This is a genomic window from Mycobacterium sp. 94-17, from assembly GCF_035617725.1.
GTDB lineage: Bacteria > Actinomycetota > Actinomycetes > Mycobacteriales > Mycobacteriaceae > Mycobacterium.
Window position 1 is genome coordinate 20,814 of record NZ_JAPIYN010000014.1, and the last position, 16,114, is coordinate 36,927.

Below are 16,114 nucleotides of genomic sequence, written 5' to 3' on the forward strand. Positions count from 1 at the left end.
CGTAGCCCGTGCCTAGGTGGCCTGCAAGGTCAGCGGAGGTCCGGGATCCGGTGACAGCGGGACGTTCTCGCGCTGCATGAGCCAGCCGGCGATGTTGTGGAACAGCGGGGCCGCCGAATGACCCGGCGTGCCGTCGGCGTTGCGCTCCGGGTTGTCCATCATGATCCCGACGACGTAGCGGGGATTGTCGACGGTGGCCATTCCGGCGAACGTGATCCAGTACACGTTGTCGAAGTAGCAGCCGCAGGCCGGGTTGATCTGCTGCGCGGTACCCGTCTTGCCGGCCATCTGATAGCCGGTCACCGCGCCGGCGGACCCGGTGCCCTGCTGGTAGCCCATCGGGTCCTTCTGGACGACGGCACGCAGCATGTTGCGCACGGTCTGCGCCGTCTGCGGCGACACCACCCGCACGCCTTCCGGACGCGGCTCTTCGGTACGCGTTCCGTCGGGGGCGATGGTGGCCTTGATGATCCGCGGCGGCATCCGCAGCCCGTCGTTGGCGATGGCCTGGTACATGCCGGTCATCTGCAGCAGCGTCATCGAAAGGCCTTGCCCGATCGGCAGGTTCGAAAAGGTGCTACCCGACCACTGGTCGATCGGCGGCACCAGTCCGGCACTCTCACCGGGCAGTCCCACGTTGGTGCGTTGCCCCAGACCGAATTTGCGCACCATGTCGTAGAAGCGCTCCGGGCCGACGCGCTGCGCGAGCATCAACGTGCCGACGTTGGACGACTTTCCGAACACACCGGTGGTGGTGTAGGGCATCACGCCGTGTTCCCACGCGTCGTGGATGGACACCCCGCCCATCTGGATGGTGCCCGGAACCTGCAACACCTCATCGGGATTGGACAGGCCGTACTCGATGACTGAGGACGCGGTGATCACCTTGTTCACCGATCCGGGCTCGAACGGCGAGGACACCGCCAGGTTGCCCAGCTGTTTGTCTCCCTGACGGCCGATGTCCTGGGACGGGTCGAAGGTGTTGTCGTTGGCCATGGCCAGCACCTCGCCGGTCTTGGCGTCCAGGACGACAGCCGAAACATTGTGCGCGCCAGACACATTCTTGGCCTGCTGGACCTGCTGCTGCACGTAGAACTGAATGTCGTTGTCGAGGGTCAGCTGGACCATCGAGCCGTTGACCGCCCGGTGCCGGTTGCGGTAACTGCCGGGGATGACCACCCCGTCGGATCCGCGGTCGTAGGTCACCGCACCGTCGGTCCCGGACAGCACCGAGTCCATGGCCTCTTCCAGTCCCAGCAGGCCGTGGCCGTCCCAGTCGATGCCGCCGACGATGTTGGCCGCCAGCGATCCGCCGGGATACTGGCGCAGGTCCTGGCGTTCGGAGCCGACCTCGGGATACTTGTCCGAGATCGCGCTGGCGACAGCGGGATCGACGGCGCGTGCCAGGTAGACGAAGTTGTCGTCGGTCTGCAGCTTCTTCAACACGGTCGCCGAGTCGGGCTTGTTGCCCAGTCGGCCGGAAACCTCTTTGGCGATGTCACGCAACCGTTGCTGCGGGTCCGGGGCGTTCGCGTTCTTGGCCTTGGCCTCCTCGAGTTGCTTGCGGATCCGTTTCGGCTGAAACGTCAGCGCACGCGACTCGATGGTGAAGGCAAGCTGATCGTTGCGGCGGTCGATGATGCTGCCGCGCACCGCCTTTTCCACGTCGGTGACCTTGAGCTGGCCGGCGGCCTGTGCGCGCAGCGACGGGGCGTTGGTCACCTGCAGGACGAACAGCTGGGCGGCGGCCACCAGCATCAGCACCAGGATGACGACGTTGCCGGCCCGGTGCCGGAAGACGAATGACCCGCCGCGGCTGGTCAATTCCACGATCTGCCGGGTGCGGCGCTCCCGCGCCGAATGCCCCACCCCCTCGGGCCGCGACGCGGCCCCAGCGCCTGCGGCTTGCTTGGCTTTCCGGAGCCGCTTAGGCCCGCCCCGGCCCGCGTCGGCCTGCTGCGGTTTCAGGCGCCGCTTGGATTGCCGTACGCCCTTGGCCGCCAAGTCTTTACGGGGTCCACGCGTCGGCCTCGCCGACTGGGACCGTCCTGCCCGCGGGGAGTCACCGCGGGTCACCGGGGCACACCTGGCGGCGCGACGACCGCCGGCCCGGGCAGGCCGTTGGCCGGCACGGTGGGAGCCGCCGGTTGAGCCGGCGCCGCCGGACGGCCCAACTGCAGCGGGACGGGAATCTCGGAGGGCAACGGCGCCGGCACCTGGCCGGGAACCGGAATGGGCAGCCCGCCCAAGGGAATCGGCACCTCTGCCGGCGCCGGAGCGGCCGAAGGTCCGGCCGGCGTGGGCAACCCAGGCAGCGGCAAACTGGGCAACGCACCCGTCGCCGGTCCACCTGGCATGCCGGGCAGCGTACCCGGCACCGGCGCGGCGGGGGCGGCAGGCGCGCCGGGCGCCGGGGGCAGCGCAAGGTGCTGGCCGCCCACCGTCGATGCGCCGTCGGGAGCGCGCAGCAACGCCTCGGGTCCGGACCGCGCCGGGGCGGGAGCGCCGGGGACGGGTTCCACTCGCACCGCCACCTCCGGCGGAGCGGCCGGCGGCTTGGGAGGCTGCGGCGCCTCGTCGGGAAGCTTGGTGTTCAACGGTGGTGGCGGAACCCCGTCGGCCGGCTTGGGTGTGCCGACCACCACCCAGTTGCCGGACGGGTCCTGCACCAGGTGCGCGGTGTCCCTGCTGGGGATCATGCCCAGCTTGCGGGCCGCCTCCGCCAGCGCGGGGGCCGCCTCCGCCTCGCGCACATCGCGCTCCAGCGCTTCCTTCTGCTGCTGCAGCAGGCGGGTGCGCTCCCGGGCGTGGCTCAACTTGTAGGAACGCTCGGCCGAGTCCGTGGACAGCCAGAGCGTGAGCCCGAGCCCGACGCCCAGCGCGCCGATGATCAGCACGACGAACGGAACCTTGCTGGCCAGCGTGCGCGGCCGCAGGTCGATCGAGGCCAGCCGGGCGGCCAGCCGTTCGGTCAGGCGAGGGCGGACAACCTTGGGGGCCTTGGCTTTTCGCGCCTTGGCCCGGGCCTTAGCCTGGCTGGCGGACTTGGGCCGCGCCGGCCGCTCAACCGGCCGGGCGATGGGGCTGGTCTGCGGCGCGGACTTGGGCGCGCGGGATTCGCGGGCGGGCGCCGAGCTCCGGCCGCCACGGGTGCGCCGCGCCGCTTTGGCGTCGGCCGCGGGTCGGTCGCCGCGCCGGGCAGCGCCGTCGCGTCCCCGACGGTCGCCGCCGCCGCGCCGTTTCGGCGTCTCGCGTTCCGCTCTCATGCGTCGCCCTTCCCGCTCGCCTGTTGTGATTCCATCCGTTGCAGCGCCCGCAACCGCACTGCGGCACTGCGTGGATTGCGTTCGACCTCGGTGGCGTCGGCGCGCCCGGCGCCGTGGACCAGGGACCGGAAGAGCGGTTCATGGCCGGGAAGCTCGACCGGCAGGTCCACCGGGGTGCGCGACGCGACCGCCCGGGCGAAGAGCCGCTTGACGATTCGGTCCTCCAGCGATTGGTAGGCCATCACCACGATGCGCCCGCCGACGTCCAGCGCGTCCAGGGCGGCCGGGAGCGCGCGGCGCAGCGTATCCAGTTCGTCGTTGACCGCGACCCGCAGCGCCTGGAAGGTGCGCTTGGCCGGATGCCCGCCGGTGCGCCGGGCGGCCGCCGGAATCGCCTCGTAGAGCAGGGCTACCAGGTCCGAGGTCGACGTGAACGGCTCGCGGGTGCGCCGGCGCACGATGTGCGCGGCGATGCGACGCGCGAAGCGCTCCTCGCCGTAGCGATGCAAAATCTTCGCCAGCTCCGCCTCGTCGTAGGTGTTCACGATGTCGGCTGCGGTCAGTGGCGACGACGGGTCCATCCGCATGTCCAGCGGTGCGTCCTGGGCGTAGGCGAACCCGCGCTCGGGGCGATCGAGCTGCATGGACGACACCCCCAGGTCGAACAGCATTCCATCGACCGATTCGGTTGCCGCGTAACCGGATTCGGTGAGCGCCGCGGCGACGTCGTCGTAGCGCGTGCGCACCAGCGTGACGCGGTCGCCGAAACGCGCCAGCCGGGCCCGGGCGATGTCCAGCGCGCCGGGATCGCGGTCGAGACCGATCAGCCGCAGACCCGGCAGGTCGGTCAGGAACCGTTCGGCATGCCCGGCCGCGCCCAGCGTGGCATCGAGCAGTGTCGCCCCCGCCCCGTCGGGCCGGCGGCGGGTGAGTGCGGGCGTGAGCAGTTCGACGCAGCGTTCCAGCAGGACGGGGACGTGCCCGTAGTCGTCGGAACTCGAATTGTCAGCCACCGCAACGCCTCCACGGATCTGCCGGCACCCGTCGGCCACCCGGGTCCTTACGGGACGGGGCCTCGCGGCGCGTCGCGTCTGCGCCGCCCCGGGCCTCACCCGGTGCTCGGGAGGTTGGGCGGCCCCTGCATCGAGGTCTCTGACCGAAGTCGCGAACCTGGCGTTGGGGAAGTACGCCAGGGTCGGTTCGGGCAGAGGCCACGTTGCACGGGCATGCGCCTCAGATGATGTCGCCGAGTGCTTCATCGCTGGCCGCGGAGAAGTTCTCTTCGTGGGTCTCTTGGTAGTCCTGCCAGGCCTGCGCATCCCAGATCTCGAGGTAGTCGACCGCCCCAATCACCACGCAGTCCTTGGAGAGGTTCGCGTAGCGACGGTGGTCGGCAGACAACGTGATCCGGCCCTGCGCGTCGGGATGCTGCTCGTCCGTGCCTGCGGCGAGGTTTCGGAGAAACGCCCGGGCCTCGGGGTTGCTCCTCGACGTCTTGCTCGCGCGCCGGGCCAGCTGCTCGAATTCCCCCCGCGGGTAGACGGCGAGGCTGTGGTCCTGGCTCTTGGTGACCATCAACCCCCCTGCCAGCGCGTCGCGGAACTTGGCGGGCAGCGTCAGCCGCCCCTTGTCGTCGAGCTTGGGCGTGTAGGTGCCGAGAAACACCAGCTCACCTCCCCTATGGGGTCACCCAAACGCTGCAGCCACCATACCCCACTCTCCCCCACTTCGCCCCATTCCTGGGATGTCGTCGTGGCTTTTTCAGGGTTATCCGTCGTCAGGAGGGCGGTCACGAGTTGCACGGGGCGTGTCGGGCCCGGCGCCGGGGGTGTTGATGGTCATCGCACGAGGCGTGCTAACCAGGCCAAACGCGGTTGATGGGGCCCGGTGGGGAACTCTAGTGGGGCGCAGTGGGGCGCGAGGGCGGCGACGCGCCTCGGTTGTGGCTCGATTGAGCTGCGAAACGGTATCGGCGGTCGCGCGGGCACCGCGGGCCGGCCGCCGCGCCCGGCACGGCGAGCGCGCCCGGAAAAAAACAAATCGGGGCAGCCCGGTGGGCTACCCCGAATCTGCGGATGCGCCTAGTCGTCGAAGCGGCGGCGGAACCGATCCTCCATGCGACTGGTGAACGAACCCCCGCCCTTGTTGCGGCGCTGGCGCAGTGAAGTGGGCGCCGGCCCGGAGCTGTCGGGCCTGCGGGACAACCGGGGTCCGGTGATCGCGAAGATCACGCCGCCGAACATGACGATGAACCCAAACACGCTGAGGATCGGGAAGTTTCCGATCATCGTCGCCTTGAACGCCACCCCGGATACCAGCATCGCCAGACCGATCACGAACAGCGCCACGCCCTGCAGCCGCCGACGCGCGGTTGGCGCGCGGAACCCGCCACCGCGGACACTCGACGCGAATTTGGGGTCCTCGGCGTAGAGAGCGCTCTCGATCTGATCGAGCATCCTCTGCTCATGATCGGAGAGTGGCATTCGTCCCTCCTTGCCGACTGTCTGGCACGTGACTACCCATAGCACGCGGATGCCCGTTGCCAGGGCAACTAATTGAATGATACGAGGTCAATCTGCCCCTTACCACCGGTTCGGCGCCGATTCTATCCCGCCCGCCTTCCGGCGCCCCGCCAGACCGCAACGGCCGTGCGCAACAACCGGCTTGCCCGAACCGGGCCCGCCGATCGGTTCGGTGCCACGACCGCCCGTCGGGTGGTCACGCACGGGTCCGATAAATAATGGGGCGATAGCGGCCCGGTCCACAGCGACCACCCGATGCGGACGCGCCAGTGAGCGTGGATCACCAATGAGCCCGGGTCACCAACGAGGAGGAGAACCCGCGAGTTGGCGACATTCCTCATCGATCTGCTTCCCGGCGACATGGAGCGCCGCCTGGGCGACGCCCTGGCGGTCTACGTCGACGCGATGCGGTACCCACGGGGGACCGAGAACCAGCGCGCCGCGATGTGGCTGGAACACATCCGGCGACGCGGCTGGCAGGGCGTTGGCGTCGTGGAGACCCGGGACGCCGAAGACGCGGGCGCGCAACCGCCTTCGGCGCACGACCTGGCCGGCGCGCCCTTGCTCGGTGTGGCCTACGGCTACCCCGGCGCGCCCGGGCAATGGTGGCAGCAACAGGTCGTGCTGGGCATGCAGCGCGGCGGCTCGCCGACCCAGGAGATCTCGCGGCTGATGGACAGCTACTTCGAGTTGACCGAGCTGCACATCCATCCCCGCGCCCAGGGCCGCGGCCTCGGCGAGGCGTTGGCGCGGCGGCTGCTCGCCGGGCGCGCCGAACGCAATGTGCTGCTGTCCACGCCGGAAACCCATGGTGCGCCCAACCGCGCGTGGCGGTTGTACCGGAGGCTGGGGTTCACCGACGTCATCCGGGGTTACCACTTCGCCGGCGACCCGCGGGCGTTCGCGATCCTGGGCCGCGAGCTACCTCTCTAACACCCCGCCTCGGCACCCGGTGAGACGTTTGTGTCGATGTGCCACTTATTTGCGGCACACCGGATCTGGCACGATGACCTGGTGCGAGCCAGCCCTCCCCCGTCCCGCAGCCGAGGAACCCGGGCGTTTCGAGCTCGACGGCGCCGCCTGACGGCCATCGCCATGTTGCTGCTGCTGGTGCCGCTGGCCACCGGATGCCTGCGGGTCAGGGCCTCGCTGACCATCTCCCCCGACGACCTGGTGTCCGGCGAGATCGTCGCCGCCGCCAAACCCAAGACCGCCAAGGACACCGGTCCACAACTGGACAGCAACAACCTGCCGTTCAGCCAGAAGGTGGCGGTGTCGAACTACGACAGCGACGGCTACGTCGGCTCGCAGGCGGTGTTCTCCGACCTGACGTTCGCGGAGTTACCGCAGCTGGCCAACATGAACTCCGACGCCTCCGGGGTGAACCTGACGCTGCGCCGCAACGGCAACCTGGTGATTTTGGAGGGACGGGCGGACCTGACCTCCCTGACCGACCCCGAGGCCGACGTCGAGCTGACGGTGGCCTTCCCCGGCGTGGTGTCCTCCACGAACGGCGACCGGGTCGAACCCGACGTGGTGTCGTGGAAGCTCAAGCCGGGCGTGGTGACCACCATGACCGCCCAGGCCCGCTACACCGACCCCAACACCCGGTCCTTCACCGGGGCGGTGGTGTGGCTGTGCATCGCCTCGTTCGCGGCGGCCGGCGTGGTGGGGCTGTTGGCCTGGGTCAGCCGCGACCGGTCACCGCGGTTGACCGCCCCGCGCGACCAGCCGCCGCCCGATTAGCCCTGCTGCCCTGTTAGCCCTGTTGTCCCGGTGACCAGTAGGCGAGCATCTCCGCGAAGGTCTGGAAGGCCGGCCCGGAGTTCCCGTAGGTCGCCTCGAGATGGACGCTCAGCGGGAAGCCGAGCCCGGCGACCCCGTCGATGACGCTCTTGTAGAGGTCGACCATCTGCCGGCGCTTCTGCGCCGGTTCGCCGGCGGCCAGCTTCTTGACGAACTCCTGCTCGGCGGCCACCGCCGGATTGCCCGGGTCCTGAATGAGCCAGTTGATCAGCCCGACCCGGCTCTCCATCTTCGGGACGAAGCCGAACGACAGCAGGATCTCCGGCCGGTGGTCGGTCCGGGCGGCGAACTCGCTCAGGAAGCCCACGATCGCGTCGGAGTACAGCAGCTGGGTCATGCCGTAGGTGGCGCCCTGGTCGCACTTGAAGTTGAACCGGCCCTGTTCGCCCTCCCGGGTGGGGATCAAGATGACGCCACGGTTCGCCACCAGCTCCCGGTAGATCGACAGGGCGTCGGTGGGAGCCACTCCGGAGCCCTCGCCGTCGTTCATGGTGCGCGGCACGCCGACGAAGACCACGCCTTCCATTCCGGCCGACGTCAGCCCGGTCAGCCGCGCGCGCAGCGACGGCTCGTCCATGAAGGCGGTGACCTGCGTGCACAGGCCCTTGATGCCGGGCAGTTCTGGCTTGACGACCGACCAGAAGTCGAGCACGTCCAACTTCGGCTTCATCTGAATGGGGCGGTCGTCGTCCTCCGCGATGATCCCCGGAATCATCACGTGCCGGATCCGGCCGTCCAGGCCTGACTCGGCCGAATTCCGCACCACTTTGCGCGCCTCGTCAAGTGCCCGGTCCCGACCTTCGTCGGCGTTGGGTGGCACCAGCTCGAGAGCAACGGTGTTGAGGGTCACGCGGCTTCTCTCCATCTGACGAGGACTGGCCCGGGGCGCGTCGCGGCCGCGCAGTCTCTGCGCCGGCCCCAGCGCACCCGCCAGCATAGGGGCGGTTTGATGAGCCAGGCGAAGCAACTCCGGGTCGTGCGCACAGCGGCCCGCGCTGTATGGCGAATACACTGGTCGGGCCTGGAACACCCAGCCAGCCGAGCAGAAAGGGGTGCCGCGCTGAGCCTAGGAGCTTCAGAAGCAGCGGCAACCGTCGAGTTGACCGGCGCCATCACCGAACAATTGCGGCGGTACCTGCACGAGCGGCGCACCGAGACCGCGTACATCGGTGACGACTACGGCGGCCTGATCGCCGCGCTGGAAGATTTCGTGCTCAACGGGGGCAAGCGGTTACGGCCCGCGTTCGCCTACTGGGGCTGGCGCGCGGTGACCGACGAGGCCCCCGATGAGCAAGTGCTGCTGCTGTTTTCCGCCCTCGAGTTGCTGCACGCGTGCGCGCTGGTGCACGACGACGTGATCGACGACTCCTTGACCCGCCGGGGCCGGCCGACCACGCATGTGCGGTTCGCCACGCTCCATCGCGACCGGCACTGGCAGGGCTCGCCGGAGCGGTTCGGCATGTCGGCGGCCATTTTGCTCGGCGATCTCGCGCTGGCGTGGGCCGACGACATCGTCTGCGGTGTCGAGTTGGCGCAGCAGGCCCACCGCCGGGTGCGACGGGTGTGGGCCAACATCCGCACCGAGGTGCTCGGCGGGCAATACCTCGACATCGTCGCCGAGGCCAGCCGCGCGGCCTCGATCGCCTCGGCGATGAACGTGGACACCTTCAAGACCGCGTGCTACACGGTGTCCCGGCCGCTGCAGCTGGGGGCCGCCGCCGCCGCCGACCGACCCGACGTCCACGACATCTTCAGCGAGTTCGGGACGGACCTGGGCGTGGCGTTTCAGCTGCGCGACGACGTGCTGGGGGCTTTCGGCGACCCCGAAGTCACCGGCAAGCCATCCGGGGACGATCTGCGATCGGGCAAGCGCACCGTGCTGCTGGCCGAGGCGGTGGAGTTGGCGGACAAGTCGGACCCGTTGGCGGCCAACCTGTTACGGACCTCGATCGGGGCCCGGCTGACCGACGCGCAGGTGGATGAGCTGCGCGACGTCATCGAGTCGGTGGGCGCCCTGGCCGCGGCCGAACAGCGCATCGTCGCGCTGACCCAGCGGGCGCTGGCCACGCTGGCGGCGGCGCCCATCAACACCGCGGCCAAAGCGGGGCTGTCCGAATTGGCCAAGCTGGCCACGAACCGGTCCGCCTGAACCGATGACGACGCCCACCGACAGCGCGGCCGCCGATGTGCCGGCCACCAAACCCTCTCGCGGCCAACGGCTTTCACAGCTGAGAGCGTTCGTCGCCGGCGGCGACTCCGGTCCGGCGAAGCTAGGCATGCTGGGAGCCGCGCTGATCACCGTCGGCGGCCTGGGCGCGGGCAGCACCCGCCAGCATGACCCGCTGCTCGAGTCGATGCACATGTCCTGGTTGCGTTTTGGCCACGGCCTGGTGCTGTCGTCCATCGTGTTGTGGACCGGCGTCGGCCTGATGCTGATCGCCTGGCTCGCCCTGGGCCGCCGGGTGCTGGCCGGCGAGGCGAGCGAGTTCGTGATGAAGGCCACCACCGGCTTCTGGCTGGCTCCGCTGCTGGTGTCGGTACCCGTCTTCAGCCGCGACACCTACTCGTATCTGGCGCAGGGTGCGCTGCTGCGCGACGGCCTGGATCCCTACGCGGTGGGCCCGGTCGCCAACCCGAACAGCCTGCTGGACAACGTCAGTCCCATCTGGTCGATCACCACCGCGCCCTATGGTCCGGTGTTCATCCTGGTGGCGAAGGTCGTCACCATCATCGTGGGAAACAACGTGGTCGCCGGCACCATGTTGCTGCGGCTGTGCATGCTGCCCGGCCTGGTGCTCTTGGTCTGGGCGACGCCCCGGGTGGCACGCCAGCTGGGCGCCGACGTTCCGGCGGCGCTGTGGATCTGCGTGCTCAACCCCCTGGTGCTGATCCACCTGATGGGCGGCGTGCACAACGAGATGCTGATGGTCGGTTTGATGGCCGCAGGCATCGCGCTGATGTTCGGCGGCCGTCACGTCGCGGGCGTCACGCTGATCACGGTCGCCATCGCGGTCAAAGCGACCGCGGGCATCGCGCTGCCCTTCATGGTGTGGGTGTGGATGCGGCACCTGCGCGACCGGCGGGGATATCGGCCGGTGCGCGCGTTTTTCGCCGCGGCCGCGTTATCGCTGCTGATCTTCGTCGTGGTGTTCGCCTGCCTGTCGGCGGTGGCCGGCGTCGGCCTGGGCTGGCTGACCGCGCTGGCCGGGTCGGTGAAGATCATCAACTGGCTGACGGTGCCGACCGCGGCCGCCAACCTGATTCACGCGATCGGCAGCGGCTTCTTCCCGGTGAGCTTCTATCCGATCCTTCGCGTCACCCGGCTGGTCGGCATCGCGGTGATCGCGTTGTCGCTGCCGCTGTTGTGGTGGCGGTTCCGCGGCGACGACCGCGCCGCGCTGACCGGCATCGCGTGGTCGATGCTGATCGTGGTGCTGTTCGTGCCTGCCGCGCTGCCCTGGTACTACTCGTGGCCGCTGGCGATTGTGGCCCCGCTGGCGCAGTCGCGACGGGCGATCGCGGTCATCGGCGGCCTGTCGACATGGGTGATGGTGATCTTCAAACCCGATGGCTCGCACGGCATGTACTCGTGGCTGCACTTCTCGCTGGCCACCGTGTGCGCGCTGCTCGCCGGGTACAGCCTGTATCGGGCTCCCGCGCGGCAAGCCGAGCGCGCCGACCTCACCGCCGGCTGAGCTGAGCGGCCTCAGTAGGCCATCGCCTGCGCCCGGCGTACGACTTCCCGCGCCTGGTGGGCGTGCAGGGCGTCGACGGGCCGGGCGTTGTTGAGGGCGTCGCGGCTGCCGTCACGGGTCACCGTCAACGACGGGTCCCGGGTGAACAGCCAGCGCACGATCTCGGTGTCGTGATAGCCGCCGTCGTGCAGGATCGTCAACAACCCCGCCAAGCTCTTGACCACCTCGCCGGACTTGGTGAAGAACACTTGCGGCACCACCAGCCCGTCGTCGCGCCGGACGGCGACCAGGTGCCCCTCGCGCAGTTGCTGATGCACCTTGGTGACGGGCACTCCCAGCAGCTCGGCGACTCGCTTCAGGTCATAGATCGGCTCGTCGGGCTCTAGCACATCGTCGCCGGCAGGAATACTGCTCATCCGGGCAAGTGTAGGCCCAGATTGCCCCCTCGAGCCCGTGTTCTACGGGCCAATCACGGCGGCACACCTACGATGTCCCCGTGGCCAAAGCGCAGCCGCCCGGCCCTCCCTCGCGAGCGGGCGGGACCCCCGCCCCAGGCCGGCCCGGCCCGCCTCATCGCCGGCCCGACGCCGGATCGGTCGACCCGTTGGACAACACTCTGCTCGACGGCCGCTACCTGGTTCAGTCCAGGATCGCCAGCGGTGGCACGTCGACGGTGTATCGCGGCCTGGACACCCGGCTGGACCGTCCTGTCGCCGTGAAGGTGATGGATTCCCGCTACGCCGGCGACGAGCAGTTCCTGACCCGATTCCAGCGCGAGGCCCAGACCGTGGCCCGGCTCAAGGATCCGGGGCTGGTCGCGGTCTATGACCAGGGCCTGGACGCCCGGCATCCCTTCCTGGTGATGGAGCTCATCGAGGGTGGCACCCTGCGCGAGCTGCTGGCCGAACGCGGGCCCATGCCGCCGTATGCCGTTGCGGCGGTGCTGCGTCCGGTGCTCGGCGGGCTGGCCGCCGCGCACCGGGCAGGCCTCGTGCATCGCGACGTCAAACCCGAGAACGTACTGATCTCCGACGACGGCGAGGTGAAGATCGCCGACTTCGGGTTGGTCCGCGCCGTCGCAGCCGCCGGAATCACCTCTACCAGCGTGATTTTGGGCACCGCGGCCTACCTGTCGCCGGAGCAGGTGCGCGACGACTCCTCCAGTCCGCCAAGTCCGCGCAGCGACGTCTACTCCGCCGGAATCATGACCTATGAGCTGCTGACCGGAGGCACGCCGTTCAGCGGCGACTCGCCGCTGTCGCTTGCCTACCAGCGACTGGACCACGACGTGCCGCCGCCCGGTGCGGTTATCGACGGCGTGCCCGCGCAGTTCGACGAGTTCGTGGCACGGGCGACGGCCCGCGACCCGGCCGGGCGGTATGCCGATGCGAGCGAGATGCGGGCCGACCTCGACGCGATCGCCGAAGAGCTTGCGCTGCCGGACTTTCGGGTGCCGGCGCCACGAAACTCCGCGCAGCACCGATCGGCGGCGCTGCAGCGCGGCCGGGCGCCGGATGTGGGGCCTGCCGGTGTGGGGCCCGCCGCTATGTGGCCCGCCGGTGTGGGGGCCGCCGGTGTGGGGCCCGCCGCCCCGCCGGTGCGCAACCCCACCCGCCAGATGCCGCGGGAACCAGAGCGCTGGCCGGCACCCGGGCGCCCCGCGCCGAGCGACGACGAGCCCGAGGACGACTACGAATACGAGCCCCTCACAGGCGAATTCGCGGGCATCCCGATCAGTGAATTCGTGTGGGCCCGCCAGCACAACCGCCGCATGGTGCTGGTCTGGGTGGCGCTCATCCTGGCGATCACCGGCCTGGTGGCCACCGCGGCGTGGACCCTCGGCAGCAACCTCAACGGACTGCTGTAGCCGTCAGGCGAGGGCGCAGCCTAGCGCCCGACGATCGATACCGCAGCGAATGGACCGAACCGCGCGCAGCACGAATCTTAACGTAACCTCAATGATCTCTTATTTTTCTTATTTTCGGTGTATGGTGCTCGGGTATGGGCTCAACAAGGAACCGCGAGCACGCGGTGGTGCTCGGCGCTGGGATGGCAGGTTTGCTTGCGGCGCGCGTACTTTCGGATTCCTATGACTCGGTCAGCCTGGTGGAGCGCGACTGGATGCCCGGCCGTCCCGGTGACCGTAAGGGCGTGCCACAGGGACGCCATGTGCACAACTTCCTCAGCCGTGGTCTGCATGTCCTGGCTGAGCTGTTTCCCGGGCTGATCAAGGAGCTGGCCGCCGCCGGAGCGGTCGTCGTGGACGACGGAGATCTGTCGCACGTATACGCCCGGATCGGACGGTACGAGATGAAGCGGTCGGGAAAGATGGCCGATCCGTCGCTGTTGACCATGTGCCTGGCCAGCCGGCCGTTCATCGAGTTTCACGTACGCCGGCGGGTCAGGGCGCTGCCGAATGTGACCTTGCTCGACGGGCACGATGCGCTCGAACCGGTCGCCACCGCCGACGTTGTGACAGGTGTGCGAGTCGTCAAGCGCAACACAGGGTTTGAGTCCAGATTAGACGCCGATCTAGTGGTGGACGCGATGGGCAGAGCGTCGCGCACCCCGGCAGTTCTGGAGAGCCTCGGCTACGGCTCGCCCACCGAGCACCGGGCGGCCGCGAAATTGAGCTATTGCAGCCAGCGATTGAAAATTCCGAAGGGGCACATCCACGAACAGCTGGCGATGTTGAGCCCCGGAGGCGGCAGAGGCCGCGGGCTGCTGGTTGCCGGAGAGCACGACACCTGGATGCTGGCTGTCGGACAGTCAGGCGAAATCGGTCACCCACCAACAGATTTTGCCGCAATGCTGGCGATGATCGAGCCGCTACTGCCCGCGTCGATCGTTGCCGGGCTGCGCACCGCACAACCGCTTGGGGAGACGGTGACCTATCACCACACCGCGGCGGTCTGGAGACGCTACGACCGGATGCCGCGATTCCCATCCGGACTTCTGGTTGTCGGCGATGCGTTGTGCTATCTCGACCCGACCTACGGCCAGGGTATGACGATGGCGGCGCTGGAAGCGCTGACCTTACGCGACTGCCTGGAATCGGATGATGGCCAACTGGCACAACGCTTTTTCTCGGCTGCAGCGCAGGATATCGGTTCGGCGTGGTCCGGGAACAAAGCCCGCGACCGCGCGGATTCGCCCACTCGCGGACGGCGTTCCGCACGGCAACGGCTGCAGGCCTGGCTGGTGATGGCGACGATGAACGCCGCCGCCCACGACATCGCGTTGACCGAACGCCTTTATCGGATCACGAACCTGATCGATCCGCCGTCACGCCTGAAAGATCCCGGCGTGCTCCCCCGCATCGCGGCGGTCAATGCACAAGTGCTCTTCGAGCAGTTTCGAAACCGTGCCCGCACGGCCTTCGTCGGCGGCAAGTGGCAGGCATTGGCCGACGCCGGCCAGCGGGGCTAGTCGCGCAGCATCTCGGCGACGAGGAATGCCAACTCCAGCGACTGCTGGGTGTTCAGCCTTGGGTCGCAAGCGGTTTCGTAACGGCCGACGAGGTCGGTGTCCGAAATGTCTTGCGCCCCACCGAGGCACTCGGTGACGTTCTCACCGGTGATCTCGACATGGATGCCGCCCGGGTGGGTGCCCAACGCGCGGTGCACCTCGAAGAAGCCCTGCACCTCGTCCACGATGCGGTCGAAGTGGCGGGTCTTGTAACCGTTCGACGACTCGTGGGTGTTGCCGTGCATGGGATCGCACTGCCAGACCACCTGGTGACCGGTGGCCTGCACCTTCTCCACGATCGGCGGCAGCAGGTCGCGAACCTTGTTGTTGCCCATCCTGCTCACCAGCGTCAGCCGGCCCGGCTTGTTGTGCGGGTCGAGCCGCTCGACGTATTCCACGGCAAGCTCGGGGGTGATCGTGGGGCCGATCTTGACGCCGATCGGGTTGGCGATCACCTCGGCGAAGGCGATGTGCGCGCCGTCGAGCTGGCGGGTCCGCTCGCCGATCCACACGGTGTGCGCCGACAGGTCGTACAGCAGCGGTTCGCCACTGTCGCTTTCGGACAGCCGCAGCATGGACCGCTCATAGTCGAGCACCAAAGCCTCGTGGCTGGCGTAGATCTCGGCGGTCTGCAGGTTGCGGTCGGCCACCCCGCAGGCGCTCATGAAGCGCAGGCCGCGATCGATCTCGGTGGCCAGCGCCTCGTAGCGGGCGCCGGCCGGCGAGGTGCGGACGAACTCCCGATTCCAGTCGTGCACCAGGTGCAGGGAGGCCAGCCCCGACGAGGTCAGCGCCCGAACCAGATTCATCGCCGCGCTGGCGTTGGCGTAGGCGCGCACCAACCGCGACGGGTCGTGCTCGCGCACGGCGGCCTCCGGGGCGAACCCGTTGATCATGTCGCCGCGGTAGGACTTCAACCCCAGCGCGTCGAGGTCGGCGGATCGCGGCTTGGCGTACTGCCCCGCGATGCGCGCCACCTTGACCACCGGCATGCTCGAGCCGTAGGTCAGCACCACCGCCATCTGCAGCAGCGTGCGCACGTTGGCGCGGATGTGCGGCTCGGTGTTCTCGGTGAAGGTCTCCGCGCAGTCCCCACCCTGCAACAGGAACGCCTCGCCACGCGCCACCTGGGCCAGCTGCTCCTGCAACCGGGCGATCTCCGACGGCACCGTCACCGGCGGCACGCTCTCCAGGACCTTCCGCATCGCCCCCGCCGGCTCGGCGGCCCAGCTGGGTTGCTGGGCTGCCGGTTTGGCCAGTGCGGCATCCAACCGCGCCCGCAGATCCGACGGCAGCGGCGGCAGCGGCGGCAGCTGATCGATCGGTATGTCGACGGTCCAGTTCATCGGTTCATCTT

The 16,114-nt window shown here is 69.0% G+C and carries 14 protein-coding genes; 6 read left to right on the forward strand and 8 right to left on the reverse strand.

Annotated features, from left to right (window positions below; translation table 11 throughout):
* Positions 1–12: 12 nt before the first annotated feature.
* From OQ789_RS16695 to OQ789_RS16715, 5 genes are all read right to left on the reverse strand, one after another.
* Positions 13–2,076, reverse strand: a complete 2,064-nt coding sequence (locus tag OQ789_RS16695; protein WP_324687130.1) for a penicillin-binding protein 2 — start codon at positions 2,074–2,076, stop codon at positions 13–15.
* Positions 2,073–3,266, reverse strand: a complete 1,194-nt coding sequence (locus tag OQ789_RS16700) for a hypothetical protein (RefSeq protein WP_324687131.1) — start codon at positions 3,264–3,266, stop codon at positions 2,073–2,075. The genes OQ789_RS16695 and OQ789_RS16700 overlap by 4 nt, the downstream gene beginning before the upstream one ends.
* Positions 3,263–4,525 (reverse strand): 16S rRNA (cytosine(1402)-N(4))-methyltransferase RsmH, encoded by a 1,263-nt coding sequence (rsmH, locus tag OQ789_RS16705; protein WP_324687133.1) that lies wholly within the window; start codon positions 4,523–4,525, stop codon positions 3,263–3,265. Before rsmH ends, OQ789_RS16700 begins: the two co-directional genes overlap by 4 nt.
* A complete protein-coding gene (mraZ, locus tag OQ789_RS16710; protein ID WP_324687135.1) occupies positions 4,500–4,931 on the reverse strand; it encodes a division/cell wall cluster transcriptional repressor MraZ in 432 nt (143 codons plus the stop codon). Before mraZ ends, rsmH begins: the two co-directional genes overlap by 26 nt.
* 416 nt (positions 4,932–5,347) lie before the next feature.
* Positions 5,348–5,749, reverse strand: coding sequence for a DUF3040 domain-containing protein (locus OQ789_RS16715; protein ID WP_324687136.1), 402 nt, complete (start codon positions 5,747–5,749; stop codon positions 5,348–5,350).
* Positions 5,750–6,112: 363 nt separating this feature from the next.
* Between OQ789_RS16715 and OQ789_RS16720 the strand changes: the two genes are divergently transcribed.
* Entirely contained in the window at positions 6,113–6,721 is a 609-nt protein-coding gene (locus tag OQ789_RS16720) for an N-acetyltransferase (RefSeq protein ID WP_324687137.1), read from the forward strand.
* 162 nt (positions 6,722–6,883) lie between these two features.
* The gene (locus OQ789_RS16725; RefSeq protein ID WP_324687138.1) at positions 6,884–7,534 is read left to right on the forward strand and encodes an LppM family (lipo)protein; all 651 of its coding nucleotides are present in this window, start codon (positions 6,884–6,886) and stop codon (positions 7,532–7,534) included.
* Between the two features lie 13 nt (positions 7,535–7,547).
* Here the strand turns inward: OQ789_RS16725 and OQ789_RS16730 are convergent, their stop codons facing one another.
* Positions 7,548–8,444, reverse strand: a complete 897-nt coding sequence (locus OQ789_RS16730; protein WP_324687139.1) for a mycobacterial-type methylenetetrahydrofolate reductase — start codon at positions 8,442–8,444, stop codon at positions 7,548–7,550.
* Positions 8,445–8,693: 249 nt separating this feature from the next.
* Here OQ789_RS16730 and idsA2 point away from each other — a divergent pair, with 249 nt between their 5' ends.
* Positions 8,694–9,743, forward strand: coding sequence for a bifunctional (2E,6E)-farnesyl/geranyl diphosphate synthase (gene idsA2, locus OQ789_RS16735; RefSeq protein WP_324687140.1), 1,050 nt, complete (start codon positions 8,694–8,696; stop codon positions 9,741–9,743).
* 4 nt (positions 9,744–9,747) lie between these two features.
* Positions 9,748–11,289, forward strand: coding sequence for an alpha-(1->6)-mannopyranosyltransferase A (locus OQ789_RS16740; RefSeq protein ID WP_324687141.1), 1,542 nt, complete (start codon positions 9,748–9,750; stop codon positions 11,287–11,289).
* Between the two features lie 11 nt (positions 11,290–11,300).
* Here the strand turns inward: OQ789_RS16740 and OQ789_RS16745 are convergent, their stop codons facing one another.
* Positions 11,301–11,705, reverse strand: coding sequence for an Rv2175c family DNA-binding protein (locus tag OQ789_RS16745; RefSeq protein WP_324687142.1), 405 nt, complete (start codon positions 11,703–11,705; stop codon positions 11,301–11,303).
* A gap of 188 nt (positions 11,706–11,893) precedes the next feature.
* Between OQ789_RS16745 and OQ789_RS16750 the strand changes: the two genes are divergently transcribed.
* Complete coding sequence (locus OQ789_RS16750) at positions 11,894–13,156, forward strand: protein kinase domain-containing protein (RefSeq protein WP_324687256.1); 1,263 nt, start codon at positions 11,894–11,896, stop codon at positions 13,154–13,156.
* Positions 13,157–13,290: 134 nt separating this feature from the next.
* Positions 13,291–14,718, forward strand: coding sequence for an FAD-dependent oxidoreductase (locus tag OQ789_RS16755; protein ID WP_420716134.1), 1,428 nt, complete (start codon positions 13,291–13,293; stop codon positions 14,716–14,718).
* Here OQ789_RS16755 and OQ789_RS16760 read toward each other — a convergent pair.
* Positions 14,715–16,103 carry a class II 3-deoxy-7-phosphoheptulonate synthase gene (locus OQ789_RS16760; RefSeq protein WP_324687144.1) on the reverse strand — a complete coding sequence of 463 codons (1,389 nt, stop codon included), beginning with the start codon at positions 16,101–16,103 and terminating at the stop codon, positions 14,715–14,717. The genes OQ789_RS16755 and OQ789_RS16760 overlap by 4 nt on opposite strands.
* Positions 16,104–16,114: the final 11 nt, after the last annotated feature.